This window comes from Brevibacterium sp., from assembly GCF_052105255.1.
Classification (GTDB): domain Bacteria; phylum Actinomycetota; class Actinomycetes; order Actinomycetales; family Brevibacteriaceae; genus Brevibacterium; species Brevibacterium linens_B.
Genome location: NZ_JBQDYQ010000001.1, coordinates 18,943 through 42,134 on the forward strand (window position 1 = coordinate 18,943; position 23,192 = coordinate 42,134).

The window sequence follows — 23,192 nt, forward strand, 5'->3', positions numbered from 1 at the left end:
CTTAGTCCTCAATCAATTCTTCGATAATTTCGCGGAGAGTCGGTTGCTCAGAAAATGGCTCTATATCCTTTAGGACATCAAAAGCGATTTCCGAATCTCGAGGTATGAGACCACCGTCGATAAAAACGGCGACTCGTTTACTAATATCCTCTGCGTCGTATTCTTCGGCGGCATATGTTTTGTTATCGGATATTTCAACATATGCACTCTGCGCGGGCACACAGCGCGCGACGTCTTCGAGAAGAGTCTCCACGGCACGGCGTTGCGTTTTCGTCAAACCGGTAAATGCCGTTTGCACTAACGGATGGTCGTGATTGACTTCATATCTGATCTGGTGGCGTTCTTCGATGTAGTTCCACAGCGGGGTTACCTCATCCTCTCGCCGCCGAACTCTGCCGCGGTACGTGTGTACCCGCTCGCTCTTCCTCGTTTCGTTGAGGATCAATGCCCGATAGTGGTTGAGGAACTCCCGAGGTGGCTGGACTTTTGATTTGCGGATATCAAGCTGCCAAAGATGATCTAGGCTGTTCGGGAACTCCACCCGTACTCGGGTTTGCTTCTTCAACTGCGACTGCTTGGTCACTCCGTACCAACTGCCCCAATCGATCAGCCGATGCCCTCGATAGACATAGAAGCCTTGTTTCGATTCCATCGCATAGCTCAAGTCCTTGCGTCTCAGTTCCTTTTCTGTCAACGCACTGCTGTGGGGCAACACGAAGGACTGCATCTCAACAGTCTCACCGAGAATCTTGAAATATTCGACTGGTGAGCGCTGTGTCTTCCGGACCGAAGAAAGAAACGGGTCCAGTGGCTTTGCTTTGACAGAATTGACGTAGATCTCAAGTCCACCGATGTAGTTATGATCCAGAAACTGGTGAAACACCAATCCGAGATGCTCCCGCAGTTCTTGAAGGTGCTTGGCCATCACCTCGTCAGGATGCTCGGACTCTCCTATCAGATAGTCCAGAGTTTCCCAGATCACCAAGGTCCCAGAGTCCAACCGGTCGAAGTCTACAGCCGCAGGTATGTGGTCAATATCTTCGCGGTCGAGAACGCGGATTCGCCAGTCCCCTGCTTCAGCAACGAAGTCCAAGTCCCACTGGATCACCGTGACTTCACCGTTCAACTTCGAAGCCAGAGTCAGCTTTCGACCTTGCGAAAGTGAAGCGGTCTTGAGGCCCAGTCCGAATCGCCCCAAGTCGTTTTCGGCCCGCGCATCGCGTCCAGTTCCAGCAAGACGCAAAGCTGTCCTCGCTTCTTCGGGCGACATTCCGTCCCCGTTGTCGAGAATCGACACATAGAGGCCGTCGACTGGATCTCCTGCCACATCGACACGGTCCGCATTTGCAGTGACGCTATTGTCGATAAGATCTGCGATGGCGTCGTCGAAGGAATACCCTACTGATCGCATGGATTCCAGTAGCTCGATTCCCGGGGTGAGGATCTCATAGGTCATAGGAATATCCTCCCGACTGCAACAGGGAGGTTCTGTGATTCAGGGGCCTGTTTAAGCTTTAGTGATTTCGCCACGTGTCTCGATGTAGTCGGGGGATAATGCGATGAGTCCAGAAACAGTCGTTGCCTGGTGAAATTCGTGACTCTGGCTGTACCGCCTGCGCCGAGGAAGCGTTCACTCTGCCTGAATCTGATCACTGTCTACACCTACCTTGCTTGGTACTGATGACGCTCTGTTTCAGCGTGCAATTTCGAACCTTCTCGTAGCTTAGCTGCTCCCACTGACGTAGTGGGCGATATCGATCAATTCCCTGTTTTGGAACGCAGGCTGATTCAACCACACAGGTCCTTTATCGCAATCAATCAGCTCAGATGGGAGCATCGTCTTCCGCCGGGCACGAAATATTGCGGTTTCCAGGTGTGAAAGAAGGACTTTTGTTTCGTCCAGTCTGCACTCGACAAACTGATTCGCCGATGGCCCTTTGCAACTTCGCCTACTAGCCGAGGGACACGTCGCGATCTGCGCTCAGAACTTTCTTTAGGTCTTCCATCGTCAATTCGCTGTTCAGCGCAAACAGATCCGCCATGCGTTCAGAATCAATCTTGCCCTTTTGAGCAAACCGAATCATTTCAGTCCAGGCCAACATTCCGATCACAGCACCTGGACTGTCAACGAGGTCGGCCAGCTGCCGAACTCGGTGTCTTGCACCTTTCGAAACGGAAGCAGCAATGAATACCCAGAACCTCAGCGGAGCGCCCGGCGCTGCGCGGTAAGTTTCCACATACTCACGCATAGCTCGTTCGTGAGAAGAGGGAAGCGAGTAATCACCACTGTAGGCCTTTGTATCGACGATTCCTCGCCACTCTCCAGGCTTAGTGACTACGACGTCTGGCTCACGCCCTGCTTGTCCGACGCACTCCGCATCCAGCTTGAAAACCCGCCGAAAGAGCTCGGCGGTAGCCAGTTCGAACTTCCGGGGCGCATCTTTGGCCGAGGAGTACGGCAGCGACTGGTAGCTGTATAGAAAATTATCCAGTGTCCGATCTGTCCCGAGCACCTTCTTAGCAGCTTTCTCAACCTCAGAGTGACTAAATCCGGTCTCATCGACAAGCCGCGTGACAATGTTCGAAGTCGCGCCGTCGACAAGCAGTTCCTGCTCTGACATTCTCGTCAATTTCGTAGTCACCTGACGGCGCACAAACTCGTTGCGTGTGATGCCTTTAGCGCCGCTCAGATTTCTTGTGTCCTTTGACTTTCCCGGAGGGAGTCCATACGCCCGCTGGAACCTGTCCTCATCCTCGGGGTTGGGAATCAGTTTGACTCGCCCATATTTTTCAATTAGTTTGGCAGCTTCATCCCCACCACTCGGGGCTAGACCGACCTCGCCCGGCCTACGGTCAATCACGCCTGTAACCTCAAGCCAATTGAATACAGTGTTTGCGATGTCACCGAACCGATCCGCAATCTTTTCGAAGGTATCGCCTCGTTTACCGAATCTCTCTACAAACTCGGCCTCGTTGATTTCTGTCGAACGATACTTCTTAACCTCCGCCGCTACTCGATCAGCGTCAGCTTCGGTGTCGCCGGTGCCGTTCAAGATCACCACTCTGGCAACTTCATCATTCGTAAGATAGCCGCCTAGTTCAGGGTGAAGAAGAAGTCGGAGCAACAGCACAAATGGTCGAAGTTTGAAAGCTGGTGAAATATCAACACCGCGCGACATCGAGTAAACAGAAGGGTACTGGAACTTCATCACCTGATGTTTGAGGACCGCGGACGGATTTTCGCCCTCTGCCAAGGCAGTGCCAGCTAGAGTCAGCTCAAGTCTTCCGGTTTCGTCTGAGTTGAATGCCAGGCCGAGGCTACGCACCAGTGCCGCGTGCGTCCGTCCTCCAGAACCAGTTCGGTCCCTTCGTGCACCGCGGCGTTTGATTTCTTCTCGCTCGAGGATCTCTTCGAAAACTAGGTGGCTCTCACGATTCCCACCCCACCCCGACTCACCAGCCGCTTCATTCAGGGCGGAAACAGTCAGAGGCAGACGGTAGAGCTTCCGCTGCGGCCGCGAGAGCATCCAATAGTCTTTGGTCGCCATATTCGAACCCTACCGCGAACGGTTGCTCCCGCTCAGTTCGGAATGTACTTCATCAAGGATGGTTCAACATAGGGGTACTCGATTCCAGCAAAGCTGTTGAGGATAGCTTCGAAGATCACCTTCGCGCCCTTAGGCGGCACAGCCATACCGATCTGTTTGCGCACCGACTCCTTATTTCCCTTGAACACGAAGGAATCGGGGAACGTTTGGAGGCGCGCACGCTCACGATTTGTGAGAGCCCGGGGCTCTGACCAATGGTAGATGTGGGTGCCGCCTCCGCCCGACCCGGTGACAGTGTAGGCAGGCTTATCCGAGCTCAGCCGACGATAGATGGATGAAAGCTTGGTCCGAGTATTGATTCTCAGGTGTTCGGGCATGTTAGCGACCCATGCATTGCCTCCAGCCGGGATGTGGTTGAGCCGTTCAATTACTCGCTCTGATTGGCGAGTCGGCTCCTGATTGGCAGCCCACTCCGGGATACCTGCAAGTGCTGTGCTCGCGGATACATCTGAATCGGCAAATACCTCGGGGCTTGGCACCTTGTACTCAACATCAATGTCTTTGCGGATTCCGACCACGATCATGCGATGCCGAGCCTGAGGAACTCCGTACTCTTCGAACTTGTAGTAGTGCGGGTAGATCCGGTAGCCAGCATCGATCATGTCTCCGAAGATCTTGCGAAGCGTGGCTCCACCATCAGCACGAATTCCACCCACGTTTTCAGCCAAGAACCATTCCGGCTGGAACCGTTTAAGCGCCTGGACTCCGTATGTGTATAGCGGACCGAACTCACCTTCGAATCCTTTCCGCTCTCCAACAACGCTGAAATCGTTGCAGGGAAAGCCGAATGAGAGGCCGTCGATATCCCCGAGCTTCGCAAGCTCTTCGTAATCCAGCTTTCGAATATCCGCGTGAACGACCGACCTTGATTCTTCATCTCCGACAATGTTCCATGCGTAGGTTCGGCAGGTATCTTCGTCATAATCGGTGGCCCACTGATGAACGATCTTGCCGTGCTCATTCGAGGCCAAATGTGCGCCCACACCAAGCCCTCCCGGGCCTGAAAACAACTCGCCCATCCTGAACGTCTTCACGGAGGCGTCTTGCGGATGCGTCGCCCTGCTATCTTCCATCTGCATCGTCATCTCGAACGCCCTTCTTCCTGCCTCAGACCATGTCGTAGCGCCACCGCGGATGCACTTCACGAAGTGCTCATACACCCCGCGCTGCACTGTTCAACACAGGATCATCTTAGCTGTGTTGTGTCTTGCGCGCAGCTCCGCTTCTTATACTCGGGAGCATATAGCTCTGCACTGACATGGGCGGCACGCCGCTTAGGAGTATCTGTCAGATGTTTCTTGAAGATACACCTGGACGAACTTTTCTGTGCCAATGCTCGATGCGAACCTCGACGCTATATCTAAGAGACCACTTCCAAGACAGCGTCAGTTGCCGGCCAGGGACATCCACCCGCGAGCGAGTTCCTGAGTGATGAGCGCATACGCCTCGGTCGAGACCTTGCCCATCCCCCACGGCTCGTCGATGGCGAGCCCGTAGATTCCCATGTCCTTCATCGTCATGAGGTCCTCGGGCATGGGCATCGCCGAACTCACCCGCTATGTCGAGATCGTCAATCAAGGCGAGTCGACCACTCCGGAACGTCTGCAGATCACGCGCAACCAACGGCAGCGGATCATCGAACAGATCCACGACCTCGAACGAGCACTGACCGCCACCGAGTACAAGATCGCCGTCTACGGCGGCGCTGCCGACGACGATGCCCACGCCACACTCGGCAAAGTCGTCGAGGCCGGCATCACCCTGCTCGACACTGCCGACGTATACGGCGAACCCCGCGACGGCACCACCGGCCCGGCCGGGACCAACGAGGAGATGCTCGCCCCTTTCCTCGCCAAGCGCCGCGACGATGTCCAGCTCGCCACGAAATTCGGCATCATCGGACTGCGCACACTCTCTGACGGATTGACGGAACGCACCGACGGACGACCCGAATACGCACACGAAGCCTGCGATGCTTCGCTGCGCCGCCTCGGCGTGGATTCGATCATCTCTACTATTTGCATCGGCCGGATCCCGATGTTTCCATTGAGGACACGGTCGGGGCCATGGCCGAGCTGATCACGGCCGGCAAGGTCGCGCACATCGGCCTGTCCGAGGTCACCGCGGACGAGCTGCGCCGCGCCCACGCGGTCCACCCGATCACGGCTGTCCAATCCGAATGGAGCCTGTGGTCGCGTGACGTCGAAGACCACGTGGTGCCCGCCTGCGCCGAACTCGGGGTCGGGTTCGTCCCGTACTGCCCGCTGGGTCGCGGATTCCTCACCGGCACCCTGACGAAGGACCAGGTGGCCGGCGATGTCCGCGGCGGGACCGCGCGCATGGGTGAGGCGTGGGATGCCAATCAGCGGATCGTCTCCATCGTCGCCGAGGTGGCCGATCGTCATCACGCGACCAACGCTCAGGTCGCGCTGGCCTGGCTCCTCAATCGGGCGGCCAAGATGGGAGTCAACTCAGTTCCGATTCCCGGGTCGCGCAGGCCCGAACGCAGTCTGGAGAACCTCGGCGCGCTCGACCTGCCACTCGAACCTGAGGACATTCAGCGGCTCGATGAGATCCGGGCTCTTGTCGAGGGCGGGCGCAATATCGTCGACAATCCGAGGTGAATCAGCTCCGGACGGGGGTAAGGGAGGAGCGCCGCCAGTCGCTCACCCGACAGCGGCCAAGAACCCCTCACCTCACGGGCCCCGGAAGTTCAAGCACTCGGGAATTGCGAAGCCGCCACCGGAGCACGCTGATGCCCAACCTGGTGCGGTTGTAGCCCGACAGCGGGTCGTAGCCGAGGCAGCGTTCGATCTGCTCGGCCCGGCTCTGCACCGTGCTGTGGTGGAGACCGAGGTCGCGGGCCGCCTGCCTGATCGTCGGTGCTTCGAGGAGCACGCGCACCGTGGACTCCGCCCACGGCGAGTCCATGATCTCGTCTATCAGAGCAGCGTCCGGATCGGTTGTGTCAGATGATTCGGCGAGCAGTTCGACGAGCCCACCGAAGTTTTCCGACCGCACGAGCCCTTCCTCGGGCGGGCGGCTGAGCCGCAGTGCCACCACGGCTGCCCGCAGTGACCGCGGCAGTTCTCCGATCGACCCGGACGGCCCCAGTCCGGCCGGTGTCACGGCGATGTCCTCGGTGTCGTCGGTCACGATGACCACCTGCAGAGTGCCATGTTCGCTGGTGATGACATCGGTGGGACCGGCGGGTCGTTTCTCGAAGACGGCGAACAGCGGGGCCGCGAGGACTCGATATCCCGAACCAGGCGTCAGCCCGAGGCGAACCGCGGCAGCACTCCGGTCTTCGGGCGTCGCGGCAGGATCGAGGGCGAGTGCCACGTCCCGCGGGGTCTCCAGCTGCTGCCGTTCGAGACCGAATCTCACCCCGATGGCCAGGCCGAATCTCTCAAGGATGAGTTCATCGTTGGGCAAGGCACCGTCCTCCCGCTCGAGCCAGACCTCGGAATCGTTCGGCAGGGACAGTGCGGCCACCTCGGCGGGTCGGTCTCCCGGAATCGAGACTCCGCCTGAATCGACCCTCAGCTGCCTGCTCCCGTCCCCACTGCGAAAGCCGGCCGGGCAACCGGCCAGAGCCGCGGCCGCGGAAGCGAGGGCATGGGAATTGACCTCGCCGGCCATGAGTTCGTCGAAGCAGGCGATGACGCGCAGACCCAGGCTCGCCTCGGGATCGAGCTTGGCAATCCTGCCGAGCAGCTCCTGCACGTCACCACCTCCTCGTTCGTCCGTCGGTCGACGATTGGCAGTCCACGATTGTCGACCGACGGTCGCGATTCGCCTCGGTCGCGAATCAGCCTTTCAGAGCATCGTAGACTGCCGTCTCCATCTCGAGGTAGCCCCCAACCGATTCCGGGTCGGCGAAGGGGAAGATCTGTGTGGCCCAGTACCCGCCGATCTTGTTCTGTCGGTCGAACCAGTAGAAGAGGTTGGCAAGACCCGCCCATGCGGCGGCGCCGGCCGGGCGTCCGGTCGGGGCGTCCTCCTCGTTGATCATGAACGTGTATCCCCAGGTCTTCGGCATGCCGGGGAAGAATTCCGCATCGTTGGACAAGCTCGGGATGACTCCGGGCAGCAGTTTCACCCGAAGATCGCCGAGGTGGTTCTGCGTGGCCATGTCCACCGTTTCGGGGCGGAGGACGACGGTTCCGTCGTCGGCTGCTCCGTCGTTGAGCCACATCCTGATGAACTTCAGGTAGTCATCGACGGTCGAGAAGAGTCCGTGGCCGCCCATCTCCACCTCCGGTTCGGGCAGCATGAAGTCGGTCGCCGCGAGTTCGCCGTCGGTGCGCTGGTGCATCGTGGCCTGCCGCTCCTGCATCGACGCGGTCGGACGGAAGGTGCTGTCGTCCATGCCCAGCGGTTCGAGGACTCGGGTGCGCATCGCCTCACCCAGAGTCTTTCCGGTGATGCCTTCGATGACCTGGCCGGCCCAATCCATGTTCGACCCGTACTCCCACTGGGTGCCGGGATCGAACAGCAGCGGAGTCTCCAACGCCTTCCTGGTCGCGGTGACGATGCTCGGCTGGCCGTGTTCGCGGGCGAGTCGTTCGTACTTCTCGTTGAAGAAGTCGTAGCCGAAGCCGGCGGTGTGCAGCAGCAGCTGTTTGGTGGTGGGTTCGCTGGCGGGTGCCCGGAGGATCGGTTCTCCACTGTCGTCGAAGCCGTCGATGACCTGTACGTCGGCCAATCCTGGGGCATAGTCCTTCGCCGGGGCGTCGAGGTCGAGCTCTCCCGACTCCACCAGCTGCAGTGCCACGGTGCCGGTCAGGGCCTTCGTCGTGGAGAAGATCAAGAACACGGAGTCCGTGGTCATCGGCTGCGGGTCGTCGAGGGAGCGGACTCCTGCAGCAGTGAGACTGATGGTCTCCTTGTCGGTGGTCACTCCGGCGACGACGCCTGGGACGCCGCCGCTGTCGACCGTCTTCGTGGCCACGCGGACAACTGCGTCGTTGACAGCTGTGTTCTCAGACATGATGTTCCTTTCAGTCGGCCAGGAGCTTCTCGATCCAGGCCATTCGGGTGCTGATCATTCCTTGCGCAAGGTGTGTATGGGCGGCGAAGATGTCGAAGGCGTGGAAGCCTCCGGGCCACACGTGCAGCTCCGCTTCGCTGGCGTCGTTCCAGAGGGCCGAGGCGTAGGCGACGGCTTCGTCCCGGAAGATCTCGGCCGAGCCCACGTCGATGTACGCGGGCGGCAGATCGGTGAGGTCGTTGGCACGCGATGGTGCGATGTAGGGCGAGACCGCCTCGGTGCGGAAGTCATCGCCGAGCATCGCCTGCCATCCGGTTTCGTTGCTCACCCGATCCCAGACGCCGATGCCGTCGAACTGATGGGTCGACGGTGTGATGCCGCGGTCGTCGAGCATCGGGTAGATGAGCAGTTGGCCCTTGAGCTTCGGTCCGTGCCGGTCACGGGCCGCCAGCGCCATTCCGGCGGCCAGTCCCCCTCCGGAGCTGGCTCCGGCGACGATGAGACGGGCGGGGTCGACGCCGAGGGTGTCGGAGTTCTCCGCCGTCCACAGGAGCGCGGCGTACATGTCCTCACGCGCATAAGGGTCTTGGAACTCGGGCGCCAGGCGGTATTCGGGGCAGATGAGGATCGCACCGATCTTCTCGACCCAGTCGAGGTTGAGGCCGAGCGCGCTGAAGCGATCGCCGAACATCAGCCCGCCGGAGTGGGCGTAGACGATCGTCGGTCGTCGTCCGGTGTCCCCGGATCGTCTGAAGACGGAGACGGTGATGTCCTCGCCGAGGTGGCCCGGCACCTGATATTCGGAATGTTCGACCCGACGGCCGCTGAGAGTCTCCGCCAGCGGCTCCGAGGCGTACGAGACTCGCATGAAGTCGATGAGCGAAGGAGTGATGGTCGGCGGAAAGACCCCGCCGATGACGGACAGACTCGCGGCGAGCTCCGCGTCGAATCGTGACCGTCGTTGTGTCATATCACCAAGTATGCCGACCCCGGCACCGCGGCACTACCGCCAGACCATCGTGCTTTTCGCGCACACACCCGACAGTTGTCGGGTGCACCTCACTTCACCCGATGAACCCCATCACCGACTCCTTGACCTGGAGGATCGCCAAGAATCCGAACAGTGCCAGGCACACGGCGAGCAGCACGTTCGACCACTTCGTGTTGCGCAGCTGAGCCGGCACGGATGAGCGATTGAGGATGACGAGCAGCGCCAGGGCGAGCACCGGCAGAATGAACGCGCTGATCGCGGCGTAGACGAGCACGAGGGTGACGGGTTTGCCGAGGCTCATGATGACCAACGTCGCGATCGAGAGGTAGACGAGGACGCCGCGGAACTCGATCGACTTCGCCGACATCTCATTGGCCGGTTCGTCCTGGTGCGGGTAGCGGCGCAGCACGCGCAGGCAGTCGGCGGTGACGTAGGCGATTCCGGAGAACCCGCCGAGCACGCTCGTATACACCACGGCGAGGAAGCTGATGAGGAAGACCATCCGACACCGAAGGCAGGCTGGTCCTGCCCGGTTCGATGCAGGAGAACTGCGCAGACGTTACACGGGGCGGGCGGACTAAAGCATTGTGAATGCAGAAAATGCCCCGTTTGACCGTCCAAAGACAACCACACGGGGCAGTTTGCTCCACGAGGACTACAGCCCCTCGCCTGCAATGTCCGAAAGCAACTCCACGAAGTTCTTAAACGGACCAGCGATGCGCCATTCCAGCTCATCGTCCGACAGGGCAAAGAACCCAGCCGACACCCCAACCTCAGCCCTGGTTAACACGTCGAAGTCCTCCATAGAGAGTTCGATAGAGGGCTCACGAATCAACCGCCCCCTAACCTCGGCGGGAAGAGACTCCCACTGGCGACCGACAGCATCGGGGACATTCACCCACTCGCCCGTATTTTCCAGAAGCCTGACTGGGAACCCGCCGAACAAGTCAGCACCTCCACCGTCAAACAGAACAGCGGGGGAAGACGCGGTCTGTACCGCCGGGCTGTCAACTTCTACCGACTGCCGGAATGCACCTTTTGTAAGTAAATGAAATCCCATACACCCCATTGTGCCCGACCTCAACCGGCCCCCACCCCAATATGCTTAGATTCAGTCATAGAAGGATGGGGAATCGCCGGGGCAGCTGTCGCAATCCTCAGCCCAGGTGTCGCAGTCTGGGCACGTTGCGATGCTCGGCGCGCGCTCACGCAAGCCAAACGATCAGCCAACGCAGCCGAAGACGCAACCGGCATCAACAAGGCGCTATTCGAACAGGGGAAAGTCCGTCTGGGCCTCACCCCGAACCCGCACGAATCTCACTGGCACAACCTCACCAACTACGGGACGCACACCGCATTCAGCATCTCCATCACCGCTCCGGAGCTATATCTGAACCTGCCTCCACAGCTTCCCGAAACACTCTCGCCAGGAATGAGTGTGGCGCTCATCGCAGCACCCGAGTTAGACAAGACTGATCGGCGCATATTCGTTAAGTACAAGCGGAACCCAGACGGCCCGGACGAGAGCGCAGTGTTCTATATCTAGGCCAAATCTTGCTCGATCTGGTCAAGCCCGTTTTGTTTCGTCGGCGATTCACAGATCCTCAACTGAGGCCCGCCGAGTCCAACCGCTCGGTCGACCGCACCCAATCGGCCGGCAGACGCTCAGTCCTGCCGAGCTCCGAACACCGGGTGGTCGCTGGCGATCGAGATGCGGTTGAACGCGTTGATGAGGATGGTCGACCATTCGATCGCAGAGATCTGTTCGGTCGTCAGGTGCTGCGCCGCGTAGGCGGCGATCGCGTCCCGATCCTCCGCCTTGTCCAGCACGGTCAGGGACTCGGCCAAGGTCAGCGCCGCGAACTCCTGTTCGGTGAAGATCTCAGCCTCATGCCAGCTGGGCAGCACGTCGAGCTTGAGCTGGGAGACGCCGGCCTTCCTGGCCGCCGGGGCATGGATGCTCAGGCAGGTCCGGCACCCGTTGATCTGCGAGACCCGTGTGTTCACGAGCTCGATGAGCCCGTCATCGAGTCCTGCGGCACGCGAGGCCTTCCGCGATGCCGCGGCCGCCTGGGCCATGGTCTTGTAGTTCTCGGGGTGGATCTTGTCGATGAAGGGACGACTCGCGTTGCTCATCGACCCGCTCACGCCTGGCTTTTCACGATGTCGATGTCGGCACCGGTGGCGTTGCGGTACTTCCCGCCCTGCGCCGCGTAGTCGTCACCGGTCTCCTGCAGCTTCTTGACGAAGAGCGGGCACACGGGCACCACCGTGATTCCGCGTTCGCGGGAATCATCGAGCGCCTCGGCGACGAGGAACTTCGACAGTCCCCGACCGCCGAACTCCTCGTCGACGACAGTGTGGTGGAAGATGCGTTCTGTCTCAAGATCCGGCCCGGGCAGGAAGTACGCGTGGCCGGCGACGGTGCCGTCGGCGACGGCGATGTCATAGGACCGGGTGGCCTCGTTGATCGACACGGTCACCTCGGCGCCGGTCTTGTCCTCGAATGTCTTCACCATGGCTATAACCCTTTCGTCGTGCTCTGTTGGTACTGGGTGAAGCGGAATTCGGCACCGCTCTATTCCGCAGGTCCACCTTGAACCTGGGGCGGCGGATTCTTCCGCGGTCTGATCGTGACGTCGGGCAGCCTCGGCGCGGGGAGCCTTCCCATGCCGTCGGCATTGCGACCGGGCCCACCCTTGCCGACGTAGCCGTCGACGACGCCGAAGCGGTCGCCCTCGGCCTGCCATTCCTCACGGTAGGCCGCGGTCTCCTCATGGGTGCGGCCGACGAAGTTCCACCACATGACGATCTCTTCGGGGAACGGTTCGCCGCCGAGGAGGATGAGTCGGGCGGGTTCGTCGCTGCGGTTGGCGATGCGCAGCTCTTCAACACCGGTTCCCGTGTAGCCGACCGCCGCAACGGGCAGGTCGACGTTCTCCAAGGCGATATCGCCGGAGTCGACGAGGACGCCGTGCTCGAATCCCGGATTCACGGGCAGGTCGATGCTCGCACCGGGGTCGAGGCGGATCTCGGCGCCGAGCAGCGGCGAATGTGTCTGCACCGGAGATTCCGTTCCCCAGAGTTTTCCGAGGAAGACGAGCATCTCTCCGCCGGCGAAGGAGCCAGGGGCGGGTTCGAAGTGCTCGAATTCGCGTTCGGGCTGGTGGCGGGTGGCGTCAGGCAGGGCCAGCCACAGCTGGACGCCGTGGAGGGTCGTGGTCTCCTCGGTCGAGACCTCGGAATGGCAGATGCCGGCGCCTGCGGTCATGAGGTTGACTTCGCCGGGCAGGACGAGGCCCGCGTTTCCGCCGGAATCGATGTGTTGGATGGCGCCTTGGAACAACCAGCTGACGGTCTGCAATCCGGTGTGCGGGTGCGGGGCGACGTCCATGCCGCCGGTGACCGAGACATCGGCTGGCCCGTAGTGGTCGACGAAGCACCAGGGTCCGATGAGGGAGCGCTGCCGCTGCGGCAGGGTGCGGCGCACGATCATCGCCCGTGGACCGCCGAGCGGAATCTCACGGGAGGTGATGATCTCAACCGGGGAACGTCCCTGCTGGTCACAGGCCGGCCCGGGCAGTCCCCCGGCCTTGCAGACCACTTGATCGGGGCGGGTCTCGACGTTGCTCATGGCCACATCGTAGCCCTCTTCGCGGCGGGCGGGGAGGGGGAGCGTGTGCCGCGCGGACTCGACTGCTCAAGCCGGGCGACGCCGACCCGCACGCTCGGCGAACGCGTCGACCGCTGCCAGAATCTCGTCACTGCGCCAGAAGGGCCCCAGACCATGTTCCGCCTTTGACTTCACGATGCCGGCATCGACAAGCGTTCGCAATGGTGGATAGATGTTCGGCTGTGCGACCCCGAGCAGCTCTGCGGCCGTGGCGGAATTGAGCACAGGATGCTCGAGAAGAATATCGAGCAGGCGCCACGCGTTCGAGTTCTTCCGAGCAGTCAGCGTCGAATCCCAACCGCGACGAATCTCCCTCAGATCGTCAACGAGCTGAGTGCTGTTGTCCACCGCGCGGAAAGCTGCCTCGGCGAATATTCTGACGATCGGATTGACATCACCATTGCGATACTCGGTCAGGGCCTGGTGATATCGACGGACGTCTGTCAGCAGCCCAGCTGAGACCGGAACAGCGACATTCCGGGTAATGCCTCGCTGCCGAAACATCGCTTGCACCAATGCGCGTCCGGTGCGTCCATTTCCGTCGGTGAATGGGTGAATCGTTTCGAATTGGGCATGTGCAATCGCGACAGCAGCCATTGTCGGAACATCACGCCGTTGAATGAACTGCGAAAGGTCCTCGATCAGACCTTCCACTCGGGAATGATGAGGCGGAACGTATTCCGCCCCAACAGGCGAATCCGATCGGCTCCCGATCCAGACCTGCTCATTCCTGAAAGCTCCGGCGGGATGACGTGACTGCAGTTCCATGAGAACGCGGTGAATTTCTCGGATCGACTGACTGCTGATCGGCCCCGAATCCTTGAGAGCGCCCGACAATGCATTCGTATTCGCAGCGATCTGCTCCGCATTGCTCCCCGCGCGGGCCCCGTACTCTGCCGAGAAGATGGCACGTGCGCTCGCAGTCAGGTTCTCGATCTGCGATGACGATGCAGCCTCCGACCTGAGCAGTATCGGCGCGAAACCTGCAATCTCCGCACCACGCTCGGCATCGAAGCGACTGAGTTCACGCGTAGCTTCTTCAGAAACCTCTTGGACATCACGACCGAGGTCCGGAATACGATCGGCAATCGCCGGTGGAACCGCCGCCTCATATTTTTCAGTTCCGATCATCGCGGTCGCCTTCGGCCCAAACCCAGGTCGCGTGCTCCAGATTAGGGTTTCACTCTCCAGGGCAGGCCACTGCGTCAGTGCGCGTTGTTCCCGTCTCGGTCGTTCAGAACTCATAATCGCCATCTCCCAAATTTATGAGTTATACCAGTTTCTCATAAAAGTGAGGCCGTCGCTTTATAGGTTTCGTTCGGACCGACCAGACTCGGAATGGGCGAAGACGGCGGCCTACTACAGCTCATCGAGAACAGGCATCCAAGAACTCCCCCTACTCGACCGGGCGGACCTTCGATACGAGTTCGAAGATCTCGTCGGCCTCGGCATCCGTGAGCCCGGCGAAACCGTCGAGGATGATCTCGGCATTCGTCGCGGCCGCCTCGTCGCAGAGCCGCAGTCCCTCCTCGGTCAAGGCGACGAGCACCCCGCGCTGATCCTCCGGGTCGGGCTCTTGCGTGACCAAGCCACGATCCTCGAGCTTGCCGAGCAGTCGACTGAGCGCGCTGCGGCTGATCACGAGGCTGCGCAGCAGCTCTCGGTGGCGCACCTGGGCCTCGGGTCGGGCGTTGATGAGCACGTCGAACTCGTTCACGGTCAGCCCGTGCCGGGTCCGGAACTCGTGTACGAACCTCGTATAGAAGTCCTGATACTTCTCCATCATCAGACGCCAGGCCGCGATCTTGATCGGGCCGTTCTGCCTGATCATGCTGCTCACCGGAGTCGTCTTGTCCATCGGTCCGCCCCCGCTCGTCGATGTGTCATGCCACACTTTTGTTGCATAGTCAACAGAATAGTAGTTCAATGATATAACTGGCCCCAGATTCGGGGCCCGTCGACCACCCCTCGGCGTCAGTACCCGGCACATCCCCAACGTACCCCCGGCTGGAGAGATTGAGCAGAGTCGCCCGGACTCCGGTCTCACTCCGGGGGTATCGTGTTGCCGCCGTCGGCCCTTCACCATCGGTTCGAACTCGCCGAGGCGGCTCGCCCGATCCCCGACCGGCTCAGTCTTGCGGGATCCGCTTCCGCCACGGCCACCACACTCCGCGTCCGATGTCGTGGACGAGCGCCGGGACGACGAGCGAGCGCACGAGGATGGCATCGAGCAGCACGCCGAAAGTGACGATGAAGGCGAGCTGGACGAGGAACATGATCGGGATGACCCCGAGTGCCGCGAAGGTCGCCGCAAGCACCACGCCCGCCGAGGTGATCACCCCACCCGTCGCCACGAGCCCCTTGAGCACGCCTGCCCTTGTGCCCACCTTGAGCGACTCCTCGCGCACCCTGGACATGAGGAAGATGTTGTAGTCGATGCCGAGCGCGACGAGGAAGACGAAGGCGTAGAGCGGCACCGAGGGATCGGCGCCCGGGAATCCGATGAGGTGGTTGAACACGAGCGCCGAGACTCCCAGCGCGGTGCCGAAGGACAGCACGGTCAGGACCACGAGCAGCAGCGGCGCGAACAGGGACCGCAACAGCAGGATGAGGATGACCGTGATGACGACCAGGATGATCGGGATCGCCAGGGTCCGGTCCGCCTCGGCGGTGTTGTTCGTGTCCAGGTCGACCGCGGTCTGCCCGCCCACCAGCGCATCGGGGTCGACGTCGTGGACGGCCTCGCGGATCTCCGTCACCGTCGTCTCGGCAGCCAGGGAGTCCGCCGCATTGGAGAGGGTGACTTCGAGGAGGACCTGACCGTCGACCTCGGTGGGATCGATCGCCGCCGAGCCGCCGGCAGCATCCGGTGCTCCGCTGGCCGGGCCACCCTGCGGGGGCTGGAGCTTTCCGTCCTCGTCGATCCCGATGGTTCCGCTCGGGGAATCCTCAGCGGCCACGGTCATCGAACCGACCCCGCCGAGGCGGCCGACCGCCTCGGCGGCAGTGCTCAGTTCGTTCGCGTCGAGCACTACCTGGGTCGGAGTTCCGGACCCACCTGGGAAATGCTCGGCCAGGACGTCCTGGCCGTCGCGAGCCTCGGATTCGCCGAGCACGAACTCGCTCTGCGCGACCCCGGAGGCCTTGAACTGCGGCACCGCGATGAGCGGCAGAGCCAGCAGGATGACGAGTCCAATCCAGATCAGGCGCGGTCGGGCGGCGATCCCACCCGCGATCCGGGCCCACATTCCCTTCTTACGGAGCCCAACCTCGGCGGTCGTCACCTGGGGTCGGAACGGCCAGAACACGGCACGACCGACGATGATGAGCGCGGCGGGCAGGAAGGTCAGCGCCGCGAGCATGGCAACGACGATGCCGATGGCCGCGACCGGGCCGAGGGCGCGCGTCGACGCAAGGTCGGTGAGCAGGAGGACCAGGAGGCCGGCGATGACGGTGCCTCCGGAAGCCGCGATCGGTTCGGCGACGCCCTTGAGCGCAGCGAGCCCGGCCCGAACACGATCCGGCTCGGTCTGCAGGGCATCGCGGAACCGGGCCACGACGAGGAGGGAATAGTCCGTGGTGGCGCCGACGACGAGGATGAAGAGGATGCCCTGGACCTGGCCGTTGATGAGCAGGATCCCGGCGTCGGCGAGATGCCAGATGACGAAGATCGACGCGGACAGCGCGGCGACCGAGGTGAAGAGGACGATGACCGGCAGCAGCGGAGAGCGGTAGACGATGACGAGGATGACGAAGACCGCGATGAGGGCGACGAGCAGGAGGATCCCGTCGATGCCGGCGAAGGCCTCGGTGAGGTCGGCGGCGAAGCCGGCGGGGCCGGTGACGTAGACATCGGCAACCGTGGCCGGGGTGGCGACGTTGCCGGACTCATCCGGCGCCGCATCGGCGGCATTCGCGGTCGGGAAGGTGTTCGCGATGACGTCTCTGATCTTCTCGACGTCATCGGCGGTGGTGTCGGAGGAGACGGGGAGGATGAGTTGGAGGGCGTCGCCGTCGTCCGCGGGGATGACCGGTGAGGCGTCGGCGGCAAGCAGACCGTCGTCGTCGAGTTCCTTCGCCACGTCGTCGAGGGCCACGGAGTCGTCGTCGGTGAGGCCGTCCGTGTTCTCGAGAACGACGATGGCGGGGACATAGTCGTCGTCACTGAAGCGGTCGATGATCTCCTGTGCTCGGGTCGATTCGGCGGACTCGGGGAGGAATGAGGAACGATCGTTCGTGGCCACCTCGGAGATCTTGCCGAAGTAGGGTCCACCGACTCCGGCGACACCCACCCAGGCGACGAGCAGGATCGCGAAGAGCGCGATGAGGCTGCGGCGGGCAGGGACGGGCCGCCGGTGGGTGGGGGCGGGGGTGCCGTCGGCACCGTCTCCAGCGGTGCCGTTGCCGCTCGGAGGGGTCGAAGTCAGCAGATGGTGGGGCATGGGTCCATGCTACTCGGGTCTGGGTGTCAGGGAGTCGGGCCGCGCGATCCCTCCGGCCCTGCCGGCGCCTGCCGCGGTGTCGATATCGGACCGCGCTCACCGTGCGATTTCCATTCGCTTCGACTCGAATGCGATGACGATGTCGGCCATAGTGAAAGGATCGCTGAGGCGACGGCTGAGCTTCTTCTCGATCTGCCCCAACCGATAGCGAACGGTGTTCTCGTGCACGTGGAGCCGGGCGGCTGTCTCGCTGATCTTTGCTCCGCAGTCGATGTATGTCGTCAAAGTCGTCCAGGCATCCTCGCTCTCCGAGAGAAGGCCGAGGAATCGACTGATGAGCTGTCGATCAAATCGCGAGTTCATTCGCGCCGCGGCCCACTCGATTGGCCGCATCTCATCAACATAGGCGAAACCACCATCTGCAGCAGCCACCAGAGCAACGTCCGCTGCCCTGAGCATCTCCGGGACCTGGCTGAGAGCAGTGAATGGCCCAGAGATGCCGATTCCGATCAGGCCCGGCTCATCAAACCTCTGCCTGATTTCATAGTCCGCCTTACAGAGAGCAATCATCTCAATCTCGGTCGGCATCGTCCCCGAATCACTCAGCAGCAGTCCGTTGCCGACTTCGGCTCGTCGCAGTTCCGTTGAAGTCTGTTCGGGATCCGTCCGAATCCTTAGGACTCGTACCGGCTCGAATGCCGAAAACCCGAACCGCTCCAGCGATCGCCACAGACTCGACTCGCGTCCAACAGAGATTCCCGCCTCAAGGTCCCGCAACAGGCGTGCCGATTCCTCATTGCGATTGCTGATGGAAAACGACTCGAAGCCGGCAAAGGCGCGCAAAAGTTTGGACACGGTGTCAAGTACGGCATCCACCTCGGCACGCCGGTCTGCAACCGCTTCCTCATCATCATGACTGGCAACGACGACGGCGTGGTCTCGCAATCGGATCCTCATGGTCCGGGCGAAAACATCCCACCGACCGATCGTCCCGCGAATCGTCTCCAAATGTGAACCCGGCCCGGTGTCACCGGAGAACACCGAAGACCGTATCCACTCAGAAACAAGGTGGCTCGGCGCAGCGCCGACCGAACGGACGACCTCACCGAGCTCGTTGATCACAAGCGCGGATCCACCACAGAGCCGGACAACCTTCTTCAGCATCGACTCCACTGGGTCGACAGCATCCAAGGACATGAGCAACTCGTCGAAGATCCGCTCCTGCGATATTTCCTGGCGTGCGCGCACTACGTATTCTCCTGCCGACAGCGGCCATGAATCGGTTTTGTAAGTTTCACAAAATCGTCCCACAGAACTTTCGATTGCTCCATTGACCAAGGGGCCAGGCTGAAGTCAGGCTATGAAGCACATCACAATCAAAGGAGAGCCCCGTGGCTGATCTGCGAGTCGCCGTCGACGTTGGCGGTACTTTCACTGACATTTGCATCTTTGACGAATCCACCCAACAAATGCGGGTGACGAAGGTCCCTTCGACCCCCAGCAACCCAATGGAAGCAGTCCTCAACGGCGTGCGTCGGGCTGACGTCGACCTCGAACAAGTCGAGCTCTTCTCCCATGGAACGACAGTTGCCACCAATGCACTCATTACTCGTAATTTTCCCAAATCTGCGATGGTGACAACCAAAGGTTTCCGTGATGTCATCGAGATTCGAGACGGAACGAAGAACGATCTCTGGGATGCGTACTCCGACGTATCCGGTCCCTATATCCGTCGGCGTGACCGTTTCGAGGTCACTGAGCGCATAGATTTCTCAGGCAACATCGTCACCGTACTCGACGAAGATGAAGCGCGACAGCTCGGGCGCTTACTGAAGAAGCGCGGGGTCGATACGGTGGCTGTCTGCTTCATCAATTCCTACGCGAATGCCGCACATGAGATCCGCATGCGAGAGATTCTCAGTGAGGAGCTCCCCGAGGCTAGCATCTCCACCTCGGCCGAAGTTCTTCCGGAGATCTTTGAACACAACCGTTTCAATACCACCGTAGCCAATGCGGTACTCGGCCCATTGGTCTCCGGATACGTCGAACAACTGGATAACAACCTGACTGACGACGGATACACCGGTGAGCTTCTGCTGCTCCACTCGGGCGGCGGGTCCATGACCGCCGAGATGGTCAAACACTTCCCGGTCCGCCTGGCGGCCTCGGGAATCGCCGCCGGCGCTATTGCCGCTCAACATGTCGCCGAGCAATGCGGTCATGCCAATGCAGTCGGCCTCGACATGGGCGGCACCTCGACGGACATTTCGCTCATTGCCGATGGCGAGCTGCGTGAAACCAATGAGTGGGAGGTCGAATACGGTCACCCGATCGTCTTCCCCAGCATCGAAGTTCTCACGATCGGTGCGGGAGGCGGATCCCTGGCGCACATCGATATTGCCGGGTCGTTGAGGAACGGACCGCAGTCGGCTGGTGCCGATCCTGGCCCGGTCTGCTATCGCCGCGGTGGGTCAGAACCGACGAACACCGATGCCAACCTTTGGCTCAATCGGCTCGGCACGGATCTTGCCGATGGAGAGATGACACTGGATCGCGAAAGTGCAAAATCTGCCATCAAGGAGAAGATCGCCGATCCCCTCGGGCTCGATGTCGATTCCGCGGCCGAGTCCATCGTCAAGGTGGCCAACGCAAACATGGCGGATGCCGTCCGTCTCGTGTCTATCCGCCGCGGACTCGATCCCCGCGATTTCGCACTCATTGCCTTCGGCGGTGCTGGAGCATTGCATGGAGCCGATGTCGCTCGCGAACTCAATATTCCTTCTGTAATCGTGCCGCCAAGCCCCGGAGTCACCTCGGCCCTCGGGTGTCTGCTTGTCGACATCCAGCACGATCTGTCCCAAATGTTCACCGGCGTCGCAGATTCAGCCGACGCCGAAACAGTCGAACAGCACTTCCGTGAGCTCGAGCTCGAGGGACGAGATCGCCTACGTCACGAAAAGGTGGCAGAAGAAGATGCCGTGTTCGAGCGCGGGATCTCGATGCGCTATCACGGTCAGTGGCGTTCGCTGCAGGTCAAAATGGGTTCCGGGCCGAACGCGTTGCGCGAGGCAGTTCAGTTGTTCCACGAAGAACACGAAAAGCAGTACGCGTTCCGACAGGACGACACCCCTGTCGAGATCTATCAACTGCACCTGAAGGCTCTCGGCAAGACACCGAAACCGACGTTCAAACCGACACCGGCCAGCGGCAAGGATCCAGGAGAGCCCATCGAGGTGCGGGAAGTCTTCTTCGACGGTCAATGGCACTCGACGCCTGTCTACCAGCGGGAGAACCTTCCGTCCGGAGCTGCATTCATCGGGCCCGCAATTCTCAACCAGATCGATTCGACTACGGTCATCCCGCCGGATTCCTCCGCGGTGATCGACGAGTGGTTCAACATCCGCATTGCACTGACAACCGAGGCAGACGTGCCCGCACTGGAAACCGCTTCCGCCGATTCGACACAGAACGGCCTGTGAGGAGAGACCAATGACGACAACAACGGAAAAGTCGACTTCCACGCTCGACCCGGTGACCTTCGAAGTACTCAAAAACGCGTTCGCGACCAGTGTTGATCTCATGAGTGAGCAGATTCTGCGGACCTGCTATTCTTTCGTCATCTATTCGAGGGACTTCTCATCTGCACTCTGCGACCGTCACGGAAATACCGTGATGCAGGGCAGCGCCGACATCGCCGTCCACGTCGGCACCCTTCACTTCCAATGCAAAGCAGTGATGGAAGAGTTCGGCGACGATATCAATCCCGGAGACGTCTTCCTCATCAACGACCCCTACCGCGGCGGCACTCATTTCAATGACGTCAGCTTCATTCGCCCGATCTTCGCGGACGACGAGATCATCGGCTTCGCGCAGAACAAGGGCCACTGGGCCGACATCGGCGGATCCGTGCCCGGGTCGTTCGACGTCTCCGCCAGCGAGCACTTCGGCGAGGGACTCCGCATCACCCCGCTGCGGGTATGGCACAAAGGCCGGTTCCTCCACGATGTGGCTCAGCTGCTCGTGTCGAATACGCGTGCCCCTGATCAAGCACTCGGCGACCTCAATGCCCAGGCTGAAGCAACAGCTGTGTGTGAGCGCGAGGTCCTGCGCCTTGTCGACAAATACTCGAAGGACACGGTTCTCGATGCAATGCAGGAGACACAGGACTATGTCTGCCGCACCGTGCTCGCCAGCCTCGGCGACCTACCCCGTGGAGAGTGGGAGACTGTCGACTACCTCGATGGCGATCCCGCTAAGGGTGAAGGCCTGGTGCCGATCCGGGTCAAGCTCACACTGGACGGCTCAGGCATTCACTATGACCTCACCGGATCGGCCGAAGCCGTTTCAACATTCCTCAACTCCGGATACGGAACGACATTCTCTGCAATCTATGCCGGCACGAAGACCTTCTTCCCAGAGGTCCCACTCAACTCGGGCTTCTATGAAGCTGTGACAGCAGAGATCGGAGAAGAGGGAACGGTCGTCAACGCAGGTTGGCCGCATGCTGTGACCGGTTTCTGCTCGGGTCCTTACGAAAAGGTCATGAACGCGATCTTCGAACTGTGGTCTCACATCATGCCCGAACGAGCGATGGCCTGCGCCTTCAACCTGGAGTACCTGCTCGTCGGCGGGCACGATGCACGGTCGCAGTCGAATCCGTATTTCATGTGGTACGACTGGATGGCCGGGGGCTGGGGCGGTCGGTCGACCAAGGACGGATCCTCAGCAACCTCACCGGTCTTCGGCACCGGGCTTGCCGTGCAGCCGGTCGAAGGTCAGGAACGGCTGACACCGGTGATCACCACACAGCATTCGATCAACACCGACTCCGGCGGACCCGGGCGTTTCCGCGGAGGCTGCGGGGTGAACAAGGGCGGCATCCTCACAGACGCGGCCGGCGCGGTGATGAGCTACTGCTGTGATCGCGGCCGGTCGACGACGTGGGGAATCAACGGTGGCCTTCCGTCGATCCCCCACGGTGTATGGCTCAACCCCGCATCGGAGAACTCCCACTATCTGGGAGCGACTTTCTCGAACGTGTCAATCAGCCCCGGTGACACATTCGAGCGCCCGAGCGCTGGTGGAGGCGGCTTCGGCGACCCGCTGGAGCGTCCAACCGGTGAGGTCCTCGAGGATGTCATCGACGGCTACGTCTCCATCGATCGTGCAGCCAAGGATTACGGTGTCGTCGTCCATGAGATCGATGCGGAACTCGACGAGTACGAGATCGATGAAGCGGCGACAGCACGGGAGCGCGAAACGATCCGCGCCGAGCGCGATTCCTGGTTGGACGCTGATGCCGCCGAGGTCGCACGTCGCTACCGTGACGGCGAGCTGTCTGTTCACGACGTCGTCCGTCAACACGGCGTCGTCCTCGACTGGGGCACCGGTGAGCTGCTCGAAAAGTCGACCGCTCAGTTCCGCGACAGCATGCGATCGCGTTCAGCCTCCTATTGGAACTGACGAATGCGATCAGCGGAGGCGC

The 23,192-nt window shown here is 61.0% G+C and carries 20 protein-coding genes; 4 read left to right on the forward strand and 16 right to left on the reverse strand.

Annotated elements, in window-relative coordinates:
* Position 1: 1 nt before the first annotated feature.
* The 4 genes from ACTIIH_RS00085 to ACTIIH_RS00100 form a co-directional block, all read right to left on the reverse strand.
* On the reverse strand, positions 2-1,456 hold the full coding sequence (locus tag ACTIIH_RS00085) for an ATP-binding protein (protein ID WP_101643746.1): 1,455 nt from the start codon (positions 1,454-1,456) through the stop codon (positions 2-4).
* A 496-nt stretch (positions 1,457-1,952) separates the two neighbouring features.
* Positions 1,953-3,548 carry a restriction endonuclease FokI C-terminal domain-containing protein gene (locus ACTIIH_RS00090; protein WP_441449950.1) on the reverse strand — a complete coding sequence of 532 codons (1,596 nt, stop codon included), beginning with the start codon at positions 3,546-3,548 and terminating at the stop codon, positions 1,953-1,955.
* 32 nt (positions 3,549-3,580) lie between these two features.
* Complete coding sequence (locus ACTIIH_RS00095) at positions 3,581-4,693, reverse strand: DNA cytosine methyltransferase (RefSeq protein ID WP_219618678.1); 1,113 nt, start codon at positions 4,691-4,693, stop codon at positions 3,581-3,583.
* A gap of 300 nt (positions 4,694-4,993) precedes the next feature.
* On the reverse strand, positions 4,994-5,128 hold the full coding sequence (locus ACTIIH_RS00100; protein ID WP_233429439.1) for an acyl-CoA dehydrogenase family protein: 135 nt from the start codon (positions 5,126-5,128) through the stop codon (positions 4,994-4,996).
* Between ACTIIH_RS00100 and ACTIIH_RS00105 the strand changes: the two genes are divergently transcribed.
* Positions 5,112-5,687 (forward strand): aldo/keto reductase, encoded by a 576-nt coding sequence (locus ACTIIH_RS00105; RefSeq protein ID WP_441449951.1) that lies wholly within the window; start codon positions 5,112-5,114, stop codon positions 5,685-5,687. The genes ACTIIH_RS00100 and ACTIIH_RS00105 overlap by 17 nt on opposite strands.
* Positions 5,675-6,232: an aldo/keto reductase gene (locus tag ACTIIH_RS00110; protein ID WP_267892186.1), complete on the forward strand. Its 558-nt coding sequence runs from the start codon at positions 5,675-5,677 to the stop codon at positions 6,230-6,232. The genes ACTIIH_RS00105 and ACTIIH_RS00110 overlap by 13 nt, the downstream gene beginning before the upstream one ends.
* A gap of 67 nt (positions 6,233-6,299) precedes the next feature.
* Here the strand turns inward: ACTIIH_RS00110 and ACTIIH_RS00115 are convergent, their stop codons facing one another.
* The 12 genes from ACTIIH_RS00115 to ACTIIH_RS00170 all read right to left on the reverse strand — a co-directional run bounded on the left by ACTIIH_RS00115 (position 6,300) and on the right by ACTIIH_RS00170 (position 19,045).
* Positions 6,300-7,334: a helix-turn-helix domain-containing protein gene (locus ACTIIH_RS00115; protein WP_441449952.1), complete on the reverse strand. Its 1,035-nt coding sequence runs from the start codon at positions 7,332-7,334 to the stop codon at positions 6,300-6,302.
* Between the two features lie 85 nt (positions 7,335-7,419).
* Positions 7,420-8,601, reverse strand: coding sequence for a serine hydrolase domain-containing protein (locus tag ACTIIH_RS00120; protein ID WP_441449953.1), 1,182 nt, complete (start codon positions 8,599-8,601; stop codon positions 7,420-7,422).
* A gap of 10 nt (positions 8,602-8,611) precedes the next feature.
* On the reverse strand, positions 8,612-9,571 hold the full coding sequence (locus tag ACTIIH_RS00125) for an alpha/beta hydrolase (protein ID WP_441449954.1): 960 nt from the start codon (positions 9,569-9,571) through the stop codon (positions 8,612-8,614).
* A 94-nt stretch (positions 9,572-9,665) separates the two neighbouring features.
* The gene (locus ACTIIH_RS00130; RefSeq protein ID WP_441449955.1) at positions 9,666-10,094 is read right to left on the reverse strand and encodes a hypothetical protein; all 429 of its coding nucleotides are present in this window, start codon (positions 10,092-10,094) and stop codon (positions 9,666-9,668) included.
* Positions 10,095-10,247: 153 nt separating this feature from the next.
* The gene (locus ACTIIH_RS00135) at positions 10,248-10,652 is read right to left on the reverse strand and encodes a hypothetical protein (RefSeq protein ID WP_441449956.1); all 405 of its coding nucleotides are present in this window, start codon (positions 10,650-10,652) and stop codon (positions 10,248-10,250) included.
* Between the two features lie 605 nt (positions 10,653-11,257).
* Positions 11,258-11,728: a carboxymuconolactone decarboxylase family protein gene (locus ACTIIH_RS00140; RefSeq protein WP_441449957.1), complete on the reverse strand. Its 471-nt coding sequence runs from the start codon at positions 11,726-11,728 to the stop codon at positions 11,258-11,260.
* A gap of 8 nt (positions 11,729-11,736) precedes the next feature.
* Complete coding sequence (locus tag ACTIIH_RS00145) at positions 11,737-12,111, reverse strand: GNAT family N-acetyltransferase (RefSeq protein ID WP_101555534.1); 375 nt, start codon at positions 12,109-12,111, stop codon at positions 11,737-11,739.
* Positions 12,112-12,170: 59 nt separating this feature from the next.
* The gene (locus ACTIIH_RS00150) at positions 12,171-13,226 is read right to left on the reverse strand and encodes a pirin family protein (RefSeq protein ID WP_127363619.1); all 1,056 of its coding nucleotides are present in this window, start codon (positions 13,224-13,226) and stop codon (positions 12,171-12,173) included.
* A 66-nt stretch (positions 13,227-13,292) separates the two neighbouring features.
* Positions 13,293-14,396: a Fic family protein gene (locus ACTIIH_RS00155; RefSeq protein ID WP_101555532.1), complete on the reverse strand. Its 1,104-nt coding sequence runs from the start codon at positions 14,394-14,396 to the stop codon at positions 13,293-13,295.
* A gap of 265 nt (positions 14,397-14,661) precedes the next feature.
* Positions 14,662-15,159, reverse strand: a complete 498-nt coding sequence (locus ACTIIH_RS00160; protein ID WP_164742741.1) for a MarR family winged helix-turn-helix transcriptional regulator — start codon at positions 15,157-15,159, stop codon at positions 14,662-14,664.
* A 235-nt stretch (positions 15,160-15,394) separates the two neighbouring features.
* Positions 15,395-17,707: an MMPL family transporter gene (locus ACTIIH_RS00165; protein ID WP_441449958.1), complete on the reverse strand. Its 2,313-nt coding sequence runs from the start codon at positions 17,705-17,707 to the stop codon at positions 15,395-15,397.
* Between the two features lie 96 nt (positions 17,708-17,803).
* Complete coding sequence (locus ACTIIH_RS00170) at positions 17,804-19,045, reverse strand: PucR family transcriptional regulator (protein ID WP_441449959.1); 1,242 nt, start codon at positions 19,043-19,045, stop codon at positions 17,804-17,806.
* Between the two features lie 53 nt (positions 19,046-19,098).
* Here ACTIIH_RS00170 and ACTIIH_RS00175 point away from each other — a divergent pair, with 53 nt between their 5' ends.
* Both ACTIIH_RS00175 and ACTIIH_RS00180 read left to right on the forward strand, forming a co-directional pair.
* Positions 19,099-21,186, forward strand: a complete 2,088-nt coding sequence (locus ACTIIH_RS00175) for a hydantoinase/oxoprolinase family protein (RefSeq protein WP_096168344.1) — start codon at positions 19,099-19,101, stop codon at positions 21,184-21,186.
* A 10-nt stretch (positions 21,187-21,196) separates the two neighbouring features.
* The gene (locus ACTIIH_RS00180; protein WP_441449960.1) at positions 21,197-23,170 is read left to right on the forward strand and encodes a hydantoinase B/oxoprolinase family protein; all 1,974 of its coding nucleotides are present in this window, start codon (positions 21,197-21,199) and stop codon (positions 23,168-23,170) included.
* The last annotated feature ends 22 nt before the right edge of the window (positions 23,171-23,192 follow it).